The following is a 17,309-nucleotide window of genomic DNA, read 5'->3' on the forward strand; positions in this document are numbered from 1 at the left end:
AGCATCAGGCTAAAATTAAATGTCTAAGCATGCTGTCTAAACGCCCTTTAATGTATTAGTTCAGACTAGATCTGACACATCGTCTTCAAAATATGAGAGTTAGAGACTATAAAAGGCTATTTATTATAACGACACACGGTTGCTGTACATGAGCATAAACTGCCTCATGGCAGGCTTCCAATCTCGTAGTGGCATTGTCCACTTTTTAGCAATCTGGTGTAAAGCCAGATACAGCAACTTCAGCACCGCGTCATCACTCGGAAACGACCGCCTGGTCTTGGTCACCTGACGTAGGCTGGCATTGAGTGATTCGATGGTGTTGGTGGTGTAAATCACCTTGCGGATTTCCGGGGGATAGTCGAAGAAAACGCTAAGCCTTGTCCAGTTTTCGCGCCAAGATTTGCTGATACTTGGTTGCTGCTTATCCTACGTATCGGCAAATTGCTTCAGAGATAGTTCGGCTTGCTGCAACGGCTTTACGCTCTTTCCAACTGACAAAGCGCAGGCTGTTGCGGATTTGATGCACGATGCACAGCTCTACCTGCGTTTTAGGGTAAACCGCTTATATCGCATCCGGGAAGCCCTTAAGGCCATCAACGCAGGCGATCAAGATATCTTCTACACCGCGGTTTTTAACGAACAGCGCGAAATTCTCCGACCATAGCTTATGAGCCAAAGCGAATAAGTACGGCATTAGTTACTTGTGAGATAAAGGTCGGCGAGACTTCAACACCATAGGTTTCTTCAAAGTGGGCTTGGATATCACGGGTAGACATGCCTCTGGCGTAAAGCGAGACGATGCGCTCATCAAACCCGCCGAGCTGTTTCTCGCCTTTCTTGATGAGCTTAGGCTCAAAGCTGCCATTTCGGTCTCGCAGGGTTTCAAGCTCAATGTCGCCGTGAATAGTGCGTACTGATTTACGGCTTTTACTGTTAAGGGAGTTGCCAGTATTTTTACCGACCGCATCATGTTTGGCATAACCAAGATGCTGCTCCATCTCGGCTTCAAAAGCACGCTCAGCAAGCTTTTTAGTCAACTGCTTAAGGATACCTTGCTCACCAAGCAGGTCTTGAGGGGATTTGTAATCAGCTAATAACTGATCGATAAGCTGGTCTGATACTGGCATTCTTTTTTCCTTTCAAATACATGGATAGAATGCCACTTACACAGATCTTTTTATACTCTCACTTTTATTAATGCTTATATAGCTAATCGTGGGGCTATGGCTCAGTTATTTGAAACTGAGCAATTCGATCGTGTGATCCATCTTGCTGCACAGGCAGGTGTGCGTTATTCGATAGAAAACCCTCACGTTTATGCGGATGCAAACCTTGTTGGTCACCTAAAAATTCTTGAGGGATGTCATCAAACCAAAGTCAAACATTTAGTTTATGCATATTCTAGTTCAGTCTATGCCGTAACGAGTCATCTAGAGTAGCGGATATGGCAGCATAAAAACGCCATTATTGATGGATTTACCCATAAATATAAAGTTGATCAGTTAGTGTACTTTGAGTCTCATCAATCTATGTATGAGGCTATCACTAGAGAAAAACAGCTGAAAAAATGGCGTCGTGAATGGAACGTTGAGCTGATTAATTCACAAAATCCAACGTGGCAAGATTTATGGTATACGGTAATAGCTAGATCCCCGCGTCGATAACTGCTCTTGCACTCTTTCTCATTAAAGCATTCTACCTCCTGCATCTGACCACCATGGAGGGTGGAAATGTCATATTTTGTATGGAACAAAATTAACCATGCAGTCGTCCGCGAGGATGACTGTGTAAAGGGCGAGGATGACTGTGTAAAGGGGGAGGATGACAGCCTAAGAGTGGCTAGGATGACAGCGTAAGAGCAAAACGTTCGGCTTTTTCCGTAATCCGTCCTCCGTCAGCGCAGCGTTCAGTCAACTGTGAACTACGCGTTCTGTTATCTAGGAAGGTGACTTTGCAATTTTTAGGACGTCCCTTTGTCCCTACTAAGGCTAATGCAGAGCCATTTGGTTGGGTTATCACTTTTGAAATTGAGCGGTTCGCCAGGGGGGCAGAGCAATAAATCGTAGCGTTCAAGCTCAGTTAAATGACCATTCTGGTCCCATATAACGGGTTCTAAACATAAGAGTAATTGCAGTGGCATGCAAACGTTTTGCTCCTGTGTTGTGTCGAGTGTGTTTCCGCTTGAATCAAAGATAAAAGTGTCGTTAATGCAGATTTTTTCGATATTGGAGCTGTATTTGCCCCGTTTGGTCATAACATTGAAATCGAGAACTGAGTCATCCAATAATTGGCTCTGAATTTGAGTTTCACCCTTAAAATTAAACGGGGCATCATTGGGGGTTAATAGGGTGCCGCTATCGAGATTATCCCCTTGAATGTGCAGTTTTAGTCCTTCGCCTTCGAGCAAGCATAGTTGCCTATCGATGCCGATAAATTGTGAGAAAGGGCCGCTGCTCGAAACGCTGGCTATGCTTATCCGATAATCAAAATCAGATAAATCCGCATGGCTTGGGGAAATCAGTAACTGTTTGGTACTGCCGCCGCCATTTTTCCATGGTGTTGATGGGCATTCCCGATAACGGATAAGTAGCATGTTTTTTATCAACCTTTCTTCTTCAATACATAATGCTCGGCAAGTTCACCGGTAATGCGTTTGCCTTCAGTGTCTAGCATGATGAGTTGGTTTTCACCGACTAAATATTGGCTACCATCCGCTAGGGTGATGTTGCGCCCTTGAGCATCCCAAACTGCGGTGCCTGTTACTTTGAAAATCCGCTCATCTTTGCCTAAATAAACAGTCTTTAGCTCGAAGCTGTTATCTGCCCGCAGGCTGATATGGGTTTGGATCCCCTCACAGCTTGCACAGGGAACGACGCCTTCATATTCACCGGGCCAGTCGAGTGAATTTTGGCTGGTATCGCCAAGGGGAATGCTGGCCGTTGCCTCGGTTTGTGCCGCCGTATTTGCACTTGGTTGTGCGGGCTCTGAGCAGGCGGTGGTGAACAGGGCTAAAAAGGTGATTGTTAAGAGTGATTTGTTCATACTCGATCCCATTTGTTGAGTAAAATTTAGCATGTCAGTTGTTATCATACTCGGCAAGGTGTATTGAGCAAAATTTCTCTTATTATCATGTTATAACAATGTGTTATTTGCATCTTGATTGTTTATTTAGCTGATGGAACTTGCCCTTGGTGAAGATAAATTGTTGAAGTGATTGCATGCTCTCGCTCTGATTTTTCACTCTAGCGACTCATCATTTGAGTTGAATAATGGCACTTCACCCCTCGTTTCGTGTTTATGAATTGGCAATCGAGAACAAAATTTAATCTCGAAATGTCAACATGGCCTCGTCACTTCCTAGTTTGAATCTATACTAAAATCTATCTCTTAGCGCTTGAGAGGTGCGCTTGTGGCGTTATCGAAAAACAATACAGAATCTTTAGGTGGATCAATATCATTATGACGCGCATGTTAGACAGAATTCTATTCGATGTGAGTAAGTCCCAGGTGATCGATCAAGGGGATTTAACACAGGCATCGCAGTTGATTGTGTCATCCGTCTGCAAGGGACTTAATATTTCCCGCGCCGGGATCTGGCTGTGGAGTGAAGATCACCAAAGTATTCAGTGTTTTTTCCTGCTCGATAATGCGCGCGTGCAGGAGCCATTAGTCATAACCCGCAGCCAATATCCTCATTATTTCAGCTTGCTAGATAACGAACGCACTATCGTTGCTAATAACGCGCAAACGGATCTTGCTACCCATGAGTTTTTGGCTGGGTATTTGCAGCCAAATCACATCACCTCAATGCTCGATAGCCCAATACGACGCAGTGGCAAGATGGTTGGGATTATTTGCTCTGAACATCGAGGCACACCCCGTGAGTGGACTCGGGATGAAAAAGCATTTGCGTCCGCGCTAGCCGATTTATTTGCGCGTGCAATGAGTGCGAAGGAAATTTTTGATTATCAACAACAATTAAAGGCCATCAATGCGGATCTTGAAAGCCAAGTTGAGCATAGAACAAAAGAATTAGAGGCGGCATTAGCTAACCTGAGTGCGACCCAAAACCACCTCGTCGAGAATGAAAAAATGGCGGCACTGGGAAGCTTAGTCGCTGGGGTCGCCCATGAGGTCAATACACCATTGGGGATAGCGGTAACGTCGGTAACCCATTGTTTAGATGAACTGGCGTTATTGAAGGGATTTTTTGAGCGTAATGAACTGGATGAAGACAAGTTTTTAAGTTTTATCAATACTATGCAAGATGGCTTAGGGTTAATTGAACGCAATCTTTCACGGGCGGCTGAGTTAGTGCATAACTTTAAACGTACGGCGGCCGATCAGTCCGTTCTGGAGCGTGAACGCTTTAATCTAAAGACCTATATATTCCAAATTTTTAGCTCGTTAAGACCTTTAATGCGTAAGAAAAATATCACCTTAACCGTTGAGTTAGATGACAATATTTTTATCGACTCTTATCCCGGTGCAATTGCGCAAATATTTACTAACTTAGTGGCTAATAGTTTTCGCCATGGTTTTCCTGATGATTTTACTGGAGATAAAGCAATCACTATTCGGGTTGACAAGCTCAATGAACAAATTCGAATGATGTATCAGGATAACGGTGTGGGTATGTCCGATGAGGTTAAGGCGAAGGCGTTTGAGCCCTTTTTTACTACCGCGCGTAAGGAAGGCGGCACTGGGCTTGGTATGTCGATTATTTATAATCTGGTGACGCAGAAATTAAATGGCAGTATTTTGCTGACTTCCTCTCCCAATCAAGGCGTAAAAGTCGAAATTCAGATCCCCGAGCGGTAAAGAGGACGCTCGTAGGCTCGCTCTAGAACACCGCTGTGTGGCTATAGACTCTAGCAGCGAAGCGCTCTAGTTTCTACGAACGCCGCTTTGCGGCTACGGAACGTCACTGCGTGACTTACGGTTTACAGAACGGGCTTCGCCCTGACGGTGAGTGAGCTTGTGAGCGTTCGGTAATCTGTCAACCGTAAACGAAGTGTTCTGTCATCTAGGGCGTTGCTTCGCAACTTCTAGAACCTAGAGCCTAGAACCTCGCAGGCCTTTGGCCGGTCTGCTTTCCTTGCGTTTGTATGCTACAATCTTTGCACTTTAGTTGATTCACTAATCCTAGATATATCAATGAGAAAAGGCATTTTACTGGCGGGAGGCACAGGCTCTCGGCTCTATCCTATGACGCAGGTGGTGTGTAAGCAACTGCTGCCAATCTATGATAAACCTATGATTTATTATCCCCTTGTCACCCTAATGCAGGCTGGCATTCGGGAGATACTGATCATTTGTACTCCCCATGATTTACCTCTTTTCAGTGTCCTGCTAGGGGATGGCACCCGTTGGGGGATTCGGCGCGGGGAGAGTTAGAGATTGTCGATGTGATCAGCCTATATTTAAGTTTAGGTGAACTACAGGTTGAGATTATGGGTCGAGGAACCGCCTGGCTTGATACTGGGACGCCCGACGCTATGGCTGAGGCAACACAATTTATTGCCGCGATTGAAAAACGCCAAGGGCTCAAAATCAATTGCCCTGAAGAAACAGCATTTTATCTAGGCTGGATTGATGCTGTACAGCTACAAACCTTGGCGCAACCTTTATTGAAAAGTGGTTATGGTGAGTATTTGTTAGGACTGCTTAATAAACAGGTATTTAATGAAGTGTATTGAAACTGAGCTAGCAGAGGTGCTGCTATTTGAGCCCCAGGTATTTGGCGATGAACGCGGCTTTTTTATGGAAACCTTTAGGCAATCTTATTTTGACGATTGCCTTGCCAATCGAGGGCTCCCTGCCGCTGTTTTTGTACAGGAGAATCACAGCCGCTCGCAGCAAAATGTTCTACGGGGATTACATTATCAATTGCTGCAACCCCAAGGAAAACTTGTGCGAGTGTGTGCCGGAAGTATTTTCGATGTTGCCGTGGATATTCGTGAAAATTCATCGGCCTATGGGAAATGGGTCGGTCGAATATTATCGGCCGATAATCACTTACAGATGTGGATCCCACCTGGTTTTGCCCACGGTTTTTACGTGCTGAGTGATTATGCCGATGTGATTTACCGTTGCACCGATTATTACTCGCCGCAGGATGAATATGTGCTTGCTTGGGACCATGCCGACTTTGCCATCGATTGGCCCTTGCTAGATGCACCGATTTTATCGACGCGGGATAGCTACGCCAGCGCCGCATCATAAAACCAATCAGGCTTTGTATTAGAAGGAATGACAATGAGCTTATTATTTTCTCCTTTGACCTTAGGTCAACTTGAGTTAGCAAACCGGATTATTATTGCGCCTATGTGCCAGTATTCGGCGGAAAATGGCCAAGCAACCGATTGGCATACGATTCATTTAGGCAGCATGGCGTTATCGGGAGCAGGAATGCTCATTTTAGAGGCGACTGCTGTTTTGCCCAATGGCCGGATCTCCTATGCAGATTTAGGCCTGTGGGATGACAAAACGGAAGCGGCCTTAGATAAAACCCTCAAATCTATCCGCAAGTATTCAAATATGCCGATGGTGATACAACTTGCCCATGCGGGACGTAAAGCATCAACTCGAAAACCTTGGGAAGGTGGCGGCACTATTGCACCCGATGAACTTAATGGTTGGCAAACGATAGCCCCTTCAGCACAGGCATTTTATCAAGACGCCGTGTTACCCCGGGCGATGACATTCGATGACATTGATGAGCTTATCGCGGCATTTGTTAGTTCTGCACAAAGAGCCGAGCGATTAGGGCTTGATGGAATTGAAATTCATGCTGCCCATGGTTATTTGCTGCATCAGTTTTTATCACCATTATCGAACCAACGTACCGATAAATATGGTGGTAGCTTAGAGAATCGCCTGCGCTTATTGTTAGCCGTGTTTGATGCCATTAAGGCCGTTATATCGCCTAAAATGGTGCTCGGTGTGCGGATTTCGGCAACCGATTGGGTCGATGGCGGTTGGGATTTAGCCCAAAGCCTAGTCTTGGCAAAGGCATTAGAGGCCCGAGGCTGTGATTTTATCCATGTGAGTACCGGCGGGTTAAGTCCAGTGCAGCAAATCCCTGTGGCAGAACACTTTCAAGTGCCTTTTGCCGATGCCATTAAAGCTGAGGTCAATATGCCAGTGATTGCCGTGGGGTTAATCACGGATGCTAATAAAGCGGAAATGATTCTGGCACAGGGGCAAGCTGATGCTATCGCGCTCGCTCGCACTATGCTCTATGACCCACATTGGCCTTGGCATGCGGCGGCAACATTAGGTGCAACGGTCAAAGCGCCGCCACAGTATTTACGCTCATCGCCCCATGGGATTAAATCACCAATAGAGTAGAGCGCTTAACTTGTTATTCATCGCTGGCATTGGGTTTGTGATTTTTAATCTCTGTTAGGGGCAAAAACAAAACGGGCAAGATAATTCTTGCCCGTTTTTCATTTTAGCTAGTTACTCGCTATTTTGCTGGTTCAACACTCGGTCTGGTATACCAGGGCGCGCGAGCGTCAGTGACATCAAATAAGTTGTACTTACGGCCGAGCATTTGACCACCGTCGCGGGTCAGCGGCATCCATGATAGGAAGGCGCGGCTGTGGGTCGACTTGATGGTCATCAGATCGAATGGCACCGAAATATAGAAGCCCTTAGTAAAGCTGCCTTCGCCATATTCTTCCGCCGACAGGTCAGTCTTAGTCGCAAATGCACCGACAATCACACCGCTATCAAACTGTTTCGAGAAATCGACAGTCACACCTTTATCTTCGGCGAGATATTGGCCAGCGCTCACCTTTAACAAGGTAGTTGGGAACCACTCGGGTTGGTAATAGGCTGTTACATGTCCCGTAACAACACCCGTTTGTACGCGATATGCTCGTCCAGTGATCGGATCAAATTGATGCTCATCTTCGAAGAAGCCAAGCATACTATCGGGATCACGTTGTTTTGCATAGTTAACATCAAATCCGAAGGCCCATTGGCTATTGAGTGGGCGATACATAAACTCAGTTCCCACACCGCCATACATCATTTCTAAATATCCACCATAGGCTTGGTAGGAGATATTTTCGCTAAGATTATCCATCCAAGTCATTTGCAGGTTATTGATTCGCATTGGATTGTCATGAACATATTGGCGGATCAAGGTGCGAACGCGTTTTAAATCATTACTGTCGGGTGGCACGTCATAGAGAAACTTATCGTAGTTATCGTAGAGGTTAAGGTAAATTGAGCCCGCAAACTCAAAATTATCGGTAAATCGATAACTTGCTGTGCCTGTTACCCCAATATTAAACATGTAGAAGCCTTCGGAGCCGCCAAAGGATTGCACCATAGTCGGAGAGATATCAAAACCTAAGTTATCTAACCAATCTTTATCTGTGCTGGTCATCAGTTGCCCTTGCGGCAAGCTTGGGACACTCACTTCGCTCACATCCGTCATTTTGGCATTGAGATAACCATAGCTTGCGACGCTGGCAAATTTTTGTGCATCGATGCGTGTTTCGGTCATCGGCTGGTTATAGTGGGTTTCGATTAAACGATATTCTTTAATGCGAGTGATATCGGTATTGTTTGCTATGATAGTCGCGGCCCTATGATGGGCTTCATTTCTATCTCTAAATCGCGTCTGCTCACCAATTACGGTAATACTGTCGGTATCGAGATAAATTTTGGCATTGTAGTAACCTGCAATCTCTCCCAGTTGCTGCGCCACTTTTGTCCAATCTACTGTGTTTGCGACGATTTGAGGCTGTATTGAGACCTCTGCAGTGACAACTTCCGTAGTAACTTCAGTGGCAATTTCAGCTGTGGGTTCTACTTTCGTGCTCGTCACTGCACTGGCCGAAGAAGGCGTAGCGCTAATAGGCTCTGGTTCGGTTGAGACTTGTGTTAAAGGCGCTGCAGGCAGAGGCTGATACTTAGCCGCCGCAGGGTCGCGTTTAATTTGCGACAAGGTATTAAAATTGGTTTGCAGACTAAAGCCTAAGGTCCAAGTATTACCGCGCTCATAGCTTAAGTGCAAATCCCCCCAATCACCAAAGCGGTATAACATACCATAGTTAACTTTGCTGTCCTGTGGCATTGGAATACCGCCTTGGACGAGAGGGAAGTCGGATTGATAGTCGTTGCCGTCGTATTCCACTTTTAACCGTAGTGGGTCCCAGGGGGTTTGGTATTCAACGCCACCAAAGAGTGCCGCGCAGCCCTTAAACCAGCGCTGGTAATCGACCGTGCCACCTTTGCCACCAAAGGAAGTGTCCCTGTCGCAGTTATAGTTGAGATCTTTTTTATCCTGGGTGAGATTGCCGCTATTACCTATATAGCCCCAACCTATGCCTAAGGTAAAATCTAATGGGCCGACTCTTTTTGTCGCGGCAATAAATTCGCCATCGAATAATCCTGTGCCACCAAAGTCGCGTACACCTATGGAGGTTTCGGGTAGCCAATTGGTTTCTTCAAGTAGACGAATTTTAAAGTCGATACCTTTATCTGTGTATTTAGTGTTGCCACTGAAACTAGGATCATCGCTGTATAACAGATCTTGCACTTGGGTGTATCGCACTGTGGTTTCAAACCAGGGGAATAACTGTACCGATGCACTAAAGTGTTGATATTCATCGTTATAGCTAGTTGCAAAATTAAACTCACCCTCGGGGGCCATACGTCCCGTGGGCATTTGCATTAGACCCACACCACCAAAGTCAGATTGTGATGGTAACAGTTGAGGGGATGAAAATTCATCGGCGGCCGCATTGAATAGCGGTAAGAGCGCCAGTGACAGTGCGGATAAACGGCCTAAGCGATGGATGGTAGGGGAAGACTTTTTCATTACAGAGCCCGATTCCTGAGTAATTCAATTATGTTTGCATTTAGATCAGAGTGGCCATCAAAAAGGCTTGAAAACTCAACAAAAAGTGTTGCACCAGGAGCAATATCCTGAACTTGATGATTCCAATAGGCGATAGGTTGTTTAATCGCTTTGCCATCGGGTTGAATTACCCAGACGAAACTCGTCTCGGCATTATCCAATAAGCCCGCTTGCTTAAGATATTCTTGGCTGTCCATCTGGCTTTGCCATGCCATATCACCTGTTTGAGCGACAGCGCCAACGACTGTCACTGTGGTTGGGCGGGGGGGCAACACCAGTAAAAAACGACCATCGAGGAGTGAATTATAGGCATCAGTGATCCGGACAAGATCCACATCTAAAGGCTGGATAACGCGTTGGCCAAGTTTCATTTGGCGCAAAAATTGCGCTAATTGTGCCAGTTTTGCAATATAGCCGCTGTTATCTGCTTTTTGTCCCATTTCAGCTAATTGACTAAGCACTTGCTGACGCTTAGTTTCTAGGGCTGCGGTATTTTGAATATCGAGCAGGGCTGCACCTAACCAGTAGATCGGCACTATCTCATTTTGAGTCGTTTTATTATAGAGAGGCAGCTGTGCTAAGCCGTCCTGCAGCGCTTGTCCGATGCGAATTGCGCTGGGATAGGTGATTTGTACTTGGGCTTCTTTACTCGAAGAGGTCGCGACAAATAGCTGAGTTTCTGCTTGAACTGTCGATAAAAAGAACGTGCTAGCGAGCAGTGCCAGAGGGGGGAAATAGGATCTCATAATGGCTCCACTAAGAGGCGAATGGCTTAAGTAAGGTGATATCGATAAAGGGCAGATTAGGCGCTATCTTTTGGCGACTCTTAATCACTTGGCCATTATTCGGTTTTATCCAAAATTCATTTTGATAGTGGATATCAAGCGCGGCTATTGAAACCACTTCGCTGAAGTGCAGCGCCTGTGTTGGCGTATCATTGATAAGAATATTTTCTTCGGCAATAAAATTAAACTGTGAACTCGCGGTATAGCCAAAGTGATAATCCGGTTGCCAGTCAAGGGTGCGCGTCCACGTTTTAGGTGTGCTACTTAAATGCAGCCCTAATAGAATCGGGTCGGGTTGTGTGCTTGCTATTGCGACTAAGTTGCCCGCGAGTAGGTTATGGGTTTTCACTAAACGACCATTTCTTGTCACTAACATCCCTTTATCCGCCGACAACCATTTAAGCTCGAGTGTATCTGGGGTTGGTCTTACTGAAGATAGAGTAATTTGGGGTTCGGCAAAGGCTAAAGCGATAAATGCCCTAGGTGTGTCGTCAAGCTTGGCATAAATGCTGGCGTAAGGATTGGCTTTTACTTGTTCTGTGGTGAGTTTTACGTCGTCATCCCCAATAAAAGCGAGCTTTATCGTATCGTTTAAGGCGCTAATTCGTTGGCTACAGCCAGAAATGCCCACTAATACGGCCGAGAGGGCGACTAGCGGCAATAGTTTTTTATTTATACGCATCCGAATTGCTTATTCTCAATAGTAATAAATGTCAAATGTAAAGAGATGTGAGACTGATTTCAAGCGATAACCAGAGCTTGATTTTCTCTCAATGGGCTTAAAAAAAACAACCGCCAATAGGCGGTTGTTTAGAAAATGTTTTAACTGATTAGTTACCAGTACCAGTAGTAGTACCAGTACCAGTACCAGTGTTGGTGACTGGGTTACCATCAGAGCTGTTTGCAGCAACTAATACGCCAGTCAAAGCTGCACCAGCAGCAATACTACCACCAACAATAACACCAGTTGAACCGCCAAGAGTTGTACCACCAGTAGTTGTACCAGCGCCATCAACTGCTTGAGCAGCCACTGAACCTAACATTGAAATAGCAGCAATAAGTGCTAATGAAGATTTTTTCATCGTGATTCCCTTTTAGAAAAAATTAACCTAATTTTTAGCTAATCTAGTACAGCATGATAGGTGATTCAACTTAAATGATCAATGCCAAATCTATCTGTGTATTCAGACTTTAGACTGATTTGCTGTTTAGCTGCTATAGAATATTCCTTAGTTTAGAATGAGTTTAACCATTCCAGCTAAGTATTTATGCCCAAGATGGACACCTTGATCTTATACCATTTTCGCCTTAGCAATTCAAAACCATTCCTTAGGCTAGTTAACTAAACATGGATGCATGCACGATTAAGTTAAGTTGAAGAAGGTTTTTATTTCGCTGAGTTGTTCCATGGCATCCTTATAACCTAAATCGATTAACGCACTGGTATAGGATTTCTCGAATAGTAAGTAGGACACGATACTCGAGTCCGATTGCCTATCTATACCAATAAAACCCAGTAAGGTTTTAATGGCCCAGGGCATATCGTCGTAAAAACGTGCCGCTATTTTGCTTAAATCTTCGCTTGGTTTGATCACTAAGGTCTTTATGGGTTGCAAGGTCAGTTGAGTTCGACTCTCTTCAGGGATAAGACTCAGGGTGTGATTAATACGTTGCAACCGTTCAAGATCGCTATTTAAGGTGTCTGAAAAGATAGTGTCGAGTAGATGACCCGCAATCGTGGCTGTTTTCGGATGATATTCTAGTTCCATCGGGTAATGTTTGTGGGGGCTATCCAAATTGATGACTAGTAGCCGACTGGCTCCTAAGTGAATGGGGCTCGACAGCGGTGCAAGCTGGTGGACCGAACCATCGCCATAATAGGCTTGGTTAAGTTTAATTGATGGGAACACCATAGGAATCGCGGAGCTGGCGAGTAAATGCTCTGTGTTGAGCATCATGCGTTCGCCGCTACGCCTCGCTCTGGTCCAATTTTCTATGTCCCTTGAGGCTTGAAAAAAGGTGACTGAGCGGGAGTTGTTATAACAGGAGGCATCCACACTGAGTGCTGTGAGGGCTCCGCTGCGGATATTGCGATCGATGCGTTTAAAGTCGATAAGCTCATTCAGTAGAGTTCGCAGTGGGTCGTTATCCAGCAAGCTGCCCGCATCGGTATTGACCTTATCATCCTGCATCCCCTTGAGTGCCATTTTAGCTAAATGACTTAACACCCCCGCAATGGAGGCACGATACACTTTTCGGGTTTCAAAATGCCGCCATACCCATTCGAGTTTTTTTACGCCAAGGTGAAAGCAAGAGGCGTGGGTCGCAATCGATGTGCCATTTATCGCGCCAGCAGAAGTACCACAGATGATTTTAAAGGGGATGCCGTGATTGCGGGGATATAGCTGGACCAGTGCTTTTAACACGCCGACTTGATAGGCGGCCCTGGCACCACCTCCACCTAAGACTAATGCAGTTGATGTTGGCAATCTCAAGACTCAATTTATTGTTTTAATGATTTTATTAAAGCAATGACTGTGCTTAAAAAGCAAGTCTGAGCAGTGGATTTGTTTTTAGGGGAAAGTCGATATTGGGTTCAGGGCAAGAGTGCCAAAGAAGTTGAGGACATTGGCTCAATCGTTTCATCAATCCATTTTTACCTTGATGATGGAAAGGCTATTTGTGTGACAAGTGCATAAAAAAACGCACTTAAGTACAACCTAAGTGCGTTTAATTTGTTTATTCGACTAGAGCTAAAGCTTAGGCTTTAATCTGGCTTTTAAGGAAATCGACCAGCTGATCAAATGGAATATCTTGCTTTTCACCGGTGCGGCGGTTTTTGTATTCATATACGCCGGCATCGATATTACGATCGCCAATCACCACAGTGTGTGGGAGTCCAATCAGTTCCATATCGGCGAACATCACGCCTGGGCGCTCTTTACGATCATCCAGTAATACGTCGATACCCGCTGCGGTTAAGTCCTTGTACAACTGCTCGGCGATATCGGTTACGCGGTGTGACTTGTGCATATTCATTGGCAGAATGCCTACACTGAAAGGCGCAATAGCTTCTGGCCAAATGATGCCGCGATCATCGAAGTTTTGCTCGATGGCTGCCGCCACGATACGGCTCACGCCAACACCGTAACAACCCATCAGTAGCACCTGTGACTTGCCGTTTTCGTCAAGTACAGTTGCATTCATCGATTTAGAATAGTTAGTACCGAGTTGGAAGATATGGCCGACTTCGATACCTCGGGCCATAGCATAAGTGCCTAAACCATCGGGTGTTGGCTCGCCTTCAACCACGTTACGGATATCGGCAGCTTGTGCTGTCGGCAGATCCCGCTCCCAGTTGATGCCAAAGTAATGTTTATCATCGACGTTAGCACCGGCGGCAAAATCGCTCATCACGCTAACGCTGTGATCGATAATAATTGGCATAGTTAAGCCGACAGGACCGAGTGAGCCAGGACCTGCGCCAATGGCGTCACGAATAAGGGCTTCTGGTGCAAATTCTAAGGGTGATGCCACTAAATCTAACTTATCAGCCTTGATTTCGTTCAGTTCATGGTCGCCACGAACAATTAATGCCACTAGCGGAGCGGCTTCGGTTGCACCTTTAACAATTAAGGTTTTAACGGTTTTGGTGATATCTAAACCAAACTGCTCAACTAATTCGGCAATCGTTTTAGCATTGGGGGTATCGACTAAACGCAACTCTTCAGTGGCGGTGCCGCGAGCCTCGGTTGGCATAGGTGATTCGGCTTTCTCGATATTGGCCGCATAATCACTGCCGGTCGAGTAAGCAATTAAATCTTCACCGCTTTGTGCCAGTACATGGAACTCGTGTGACATGCTGCCACCGATAGAACCTGTGTCAGCTAATACGGGGCGGAAGGCTAAGCCCATGCGCGACAGAATGTTGCTATAGGCTTGATACATAGCCTCATAGGTGGCATTCATGGTATCCACGTCGAGGTGGAAAGAGTAGGCGTCTTTCATCAAGAATTCACGTGAACGCATTACGCCAAAACGGGGGCGCACTTCATCGCGGAATTTGGTTTGAATTTGGTAAAGGTTCAGCGGTAGTTGCTTATATGAGCTGACTTCTTTGCGAATGAGATCGGTGATCACTTCTTCATGGGTTGGGCCCAGTACGAAGTCACGGTTATGGCGATCCTTAAAGCGTAGCAATTCTGGACCAAATTTATCCCAACGACCCGTTTCTACCCACAAATCAGCCGGTTGTACCATAGGCATTAATATTTCAATCGCGCCTGCTTTGTTCATTTCTTCACGAACAATAGCTTCGACTTTACGCAGTACACGCAAGCCCGTGGGCAGGTAGCTATAGAGGCCCGACGCATTACGGCGGATCATACCAGCACGTAGCATTAATTGATGGCTGATGACTTCTGCATTCGCAGGTGTTTCTTTTTGAGTAGAAAGTAGGTATTTGCTAACGCGCATTACCGATGTCCAAATTTGAGTTGAATGGGCGCCATTTTATCACCTGCTTCGATGATGTCACCTAGGGATTTAGGTTAAATTCAGTTAGCTGGGATATAAATGGCATTTTTTAATGTGGATAACGGATAACGGATAACGGATAACGGATAACGGATAACGGATAACGGATAACGGATAACGGAAGGAAGAGCGCTACGCTGCTAGAGCGTGACTTCGTCACTGCTGATATCTAGATTTTCGTTTCTTGCTTACTTATCTCGCCGATCACCAATCACCCGTGCAGGACTACCGGCGACTATGGCCCAGTCGGGTACGTCTTTTGTGACTATGCAGCCCATGCCGACCACGGCGTGATCGCCAATGGTGACACCATCGACTATGCCAGCCTGGGCGCCAATCCACACATCTTTGCCTATAACAATGCCTTTGGAGTTGGCAGCTTGTTGATATATCGGTGTATCTGGCGCCATGCCATGGTTAAAGGCATAGATAGTCACATTATTAGCGATGCGAGTTTGATTACCTATCTTGATACCCACTCTACCGCCATCAAAGGAGCAACCATGATTAATCGCCACTTCATCCCCCATCGTAATCGGGCCATGCAAAAAACAGTCGGCGGCGATCAAGCAGCGGTTGCCGATGCGAATATCCCGATTGGGTTCGGCAAATAGCTGGGCTTCGGGGGCGATAAAACACTGCTCGCCTATTTGCACTGTTTCGAGGGCACAAAGTGTGGCTTGGATTTCATCCTGCCAGGGTTTTGCCCAGACTAAATGTTTCTCTTTTAAAGAAAAATACAGCCAAGGCATCCAAGATAGACGCTTTTTATGTTGGCTTTGATAGTCAGGCAAAGATACCTGCTCTGATCTAGGCGTTGGCGCAGACATTTAGCCACATTTCCCCGGTTTGAGTTCTAATACTAAGATGTATTCTTGCTCATTATCATCGACCGCCATCTGCCAAAACACATCTAAATCATAGAGAGCGACTTGATAAAGCTTTGGGTCATCTTTGGCTTTTTTGTAGGCAGGCCGAGGATCTTGACCGAGTACGCCGCGAATGAGCAGGGCTAAATCTGTGTAGTTTTCCTGCTCGGCATAATGTTCAATTTGGGTGCTGGCATGGGTAGAAAATACCACCGAAATTAAATGGGGCGCTTCCTGGGCGATACCGCCTATTGCATCGGCAATGGAATCCGAGAAGGGAATGTAGGGCTTAATATCGATAATCGGTGTGCCATCGAGGAGATCCATACCGGAAATCTCAAGGCAAACTTTGCCCTTACGCTGCACTACGCCGTGGAGTTTAACGACCGACTGACCAATGCCATTGGGCCTAAACGTGGATCGAGTGGCAAATACGCCGAGTTTTTCATTGCCGCCTAATCTGGGTGGCCTCACTGTGGTTTTCCAACCTTGGGCAAGATTCTCATGGAAGCAAAATAGTAACCAGAGATGGGAATATTGCTCGATACCACGCACCGCATCGATATGATTCACATGGGGTTCGAGTTCGACATAGCCACGGGCTTCAACCAGTCCGGGTTGCCTTGGTATGCCAAACTTTTGTTTATAGGGAGTGCGGCATGTTGCCACTGCGATAATTTGGTTGGTAAATGTCATGCAAAAAATTACCTAAAAGGCTAAATATAACAACCGCATAAGCTCATTGTTAAGCGGTTGATATGGGCAATCTCAGATCATCGAATCGGCAGCAGTACGCTTGCTATGCGTGAAGCTTACTCTGGGGTAGCCGTTTTGATGGCCTGGCCGACGCATAGGGCGCGACTGATACAACCTTGGGCCGCTTCTTCAAACATCACACATTGCTTAATGATAATGCCGTTGGCGCCTTTATCCGCGGCGGAGCGGCGAGCTTCAGTTCTGGCATCCGCGAGTGACGCGGGTACGGCATTCACATCGGCTTGGCAAGATTCGCCTTGAACTAACCCCTTTAATTCGTAGTGCCCTTTAGGCAGGGTATCACCTTCATAGAGGGTAACATCGGAGGCCTTGAAATAGTCATCGATTGCCTCACCGTTCAAATTACTGTTAAAACTATAGTCGCTGGCACAGGCACTGAGCAGTAGCACTAATGCACTTGAGAGGATCATCTTCATGGTTTGACCTGAGTTTGAGGGGAAAACTGCGCAGCCTTAAAGACTG

Annotated in this window: 15 protein-coding genes and 3 pseudogenes; 6 read left to right on the forward strand and 12 right to left on the reverse strand. The window is 46.0% G+C overall.

Annotated elements, in window-relative coordinates:
- Window positions 1-123 precede the first annotated feature (123 nt).
- Window positions 124-1,127, reverse strand: a pseudogene (locus tag MJO46_RS18975) (transposase).
- Window positions 1,128-1,151: 24 nt separating this feature from the next.
- Between MJO46_RS18975 and MJO46_RS20035 the strand changes: the two are divergent.
- Window positions 1,152-1,415 (forward strand): annotated as a pseudogene (locus MJO46_RS20035) (NAD-dependent epimerase/dehydratase family protein); the annotation flags it as partial.
- A gap of 27 nt (window positions 1,416-1,442) precedes the next feature.
- Complete coding sequence (locus MJO46_RS20040; protein ID WP_367880943.1) at window positions 1,443-1,664, forward strand: GIY-YIG nuclease family protein; 222 nt, start codon at window positions 1,443-1,445, stop codon at window positions 1,662-1,664.
- A 296-nt stretch (window positions 1,665-1,960) separates the two neighbouring features.
- Here MJO46_RS20040 and MJO46_RS18985 read toward each other — a convergent pair whose 3' ends face one another.
- A complete protein-coding gene (locus MJO46_RS18985) occupies window positions 1,961-2,593 on the reverse strand; it encodes a HutD family protein (RefSeq protein ID WP_253990664.1) in 633 nt (210 codons plus the stop codon).
- Between the two features lie 8 nt (window positions 2,594-2,601).
- Entirely contained in the window at window positions 2,602-3,042 is a 441-nt protein-coding gene (locus MJO46_RS18990) for a copper resistance protein NlpE (RefSeq protein ID WP_253990665.1), read from the reverse strand.
- A gap of 417 nt (window positions 3,043-3,459) precedes the next feature.
- Between MJO46_RS18990 and MJO46_RS18995 the strand changes: the two genes are divergently transcribed.
- From MJO46_RS18995 to MJO46_RS19010, 4 genes and pseudogenes are all read left to right on the forward strand, one after another.
- Window positions 3,460-4,821 (forward strand): sensor histidine kinase, encoded by a 1,362-nt coding sequence (locus tag MJO46_RS18995; protein WP_253990666.1) that lies wholly within the window; start codon window positions 3,460-3,462, stop codon window positions 4,819-4,821.
- Window positions 4,822-5,157: 336 nt separating this feature from the next.
- Window positions 5,158-5,699 (forward strand): annotated as a pseudogene (locus MJO46_RS19000) (sugar nucleotidyltransferase).
- Window positions 5,686-6,225, forward strand: coding sequence for a dTDP-4-dehydrorhamnose 3,5-epimerase (rfbC, locus tag MJO46_RS19005; protein WP_253990667.1), 540 nt, complete (start codon window positions 5,686-5,688; stop codon window positions 6,223-6,225). Before MJO46_RS19000 ends, rfbC begins: the two are co-directional and overlap by 14 nt.
- A 33-nt stretch (window positions 6,226-6,258) precedes the next feature.
- On the forward strand, window positions 6,259-7,353 hold the full coding sequence (locus MJO46_RS19010) for an NADH:flavin oxidoreductase/NADH oxidase (protein ID WP_253990668.1): 1,095 nt from the start codon (window positions 6,259-6,261) through the stop codon (window positions 7,351-7,353).
- Between the two features lie 118 nt (window positions 7,354-7,471).
- Here the strand turns inward: MJO46_RS19010 and MJO46_RS19015 are convergent, their stop codons facing one another.
- The 9 genes from MJO46_RS19015 to rcsF form a co-directional block, all read right to left on the reverse strand.
- Window positions 7,472-9,841: a YjbH domain-containing protein gene (locus tag MJO46_RS19015; protein ID WP_253990669.1), complete on the reverse strand. Its 2,370-nt coding sequence runs from the start codon at window positions 9,839-9,841 to the stop codon at window positions 7,472-7,474.
- Window positions 9,841-10,626, reverse strand: coding sequence for a capsule biosynthesis GfcC family protein (locus tag MJO46_RS19020; RefSeq protein WP_253990670.1), 786 nt, complete (start codon window positions 10,624-10,626; stop codon window positions 9,841-9,843). The genes MJO46_RS19015 and MJO46_RS19020 overlap by 1 nt, the downstream gene beginning before the upstream one ends.
- A 10-nt stretch (window positions 10,627-10,636) precedes the next feature.
- Window positions 10,637-11,347 (reverse strand): YjbF family lipoprotein, encoded by a 711-nt coding sequence (locus MJO46_RS19025; RefSeq protein ID WP_253990671.1) that lies wholly within the window; start codon window positions 11,345-11,347, stop codon window positions 10,637-10,639.
- Window positions 11,348-11,495: 148 nt separating this feature from the next.
- Window positions 11,496-11,747 (reverse strand): hypothetical protein, encoded by a 252-nt coding sequence (locus MJO46_RS19030; protein ID WP_253990672.1) that lies wholly within the window; start codon window positions 11,745-11,747, stop codon window positions 11,496-11,498.
- Between the two features lie 282 nt (window positions 11,748-12,029).
- Window positions 12,030-13,154, reverse strand: coding sequence for a patatin-like phospholipase family protein (locus tag MJO46_RS19035; RefSeq protein WP_253990673.1), 1,125 nt, complete (start codon window positions 13,152-13,154; stop codon window positions 12,030-12,032).
- Between the two features lie 271 nt (window positions 13,155-13,425).
- Window positions 13,426-15,141 (reverse strand): proline--tRNA ligase, encoded by a 1,716-nt coding sequence (locus MJO46_RS19040; protein ID WP_253990674.1) that lies wholly within the window; start codon window positions 15,139-15,141, stop codon window positions 13,426-13,428.
- A gap of 248 nt (window positions 15,142-15,389) precedes the next feature.
- On the reverse strand, window positions 15,390-16,031 hold the full coding sequence (locus tag MJO46_RS19045) for a DapH/DapD/GlmU-related protein (RefSeq protein WP_253990675.1): 642 nt from the start codon (window positions 16,029-16,031) through the stop codon (window positions 15,390-15,392).
- Window positions 16,032-16,766, reverse strand: a complete 735-nt coding sequence (gene tsaA / locus MJO46_RS19050; protein WP_253990676.1) for a tRNA (N6-threonylcarbamoyladenosine(37)-N6)-methyltransferase TrmO — start codon at window positions 16,764-16,766, stop codon at window positions 16,032-16,034.
- A 116-nt stretch (window positions 16,767-16,882) separates the two neighbouring features.
- Entirely contained in the window at window positions 16,883-17,263 is a 381-nt protein-coding gene (gene rcsF / locus MJO46_RS19055) for an Rcs stress response system protein RcsF (RefSeq protein WP_253990677.1), read from the reverse strand.
- Window positions 17,264-17,309 lie beyond the last annotated feature (46 nt).

This window comes from Shewanella sp. KJ2020 (assembly GCF_024197625.1).
GTDB lineage: Bacteria > Pseudomonadota > Gammaproteobacteria > Enterobacterales > Shewanellaceae > Shewanella.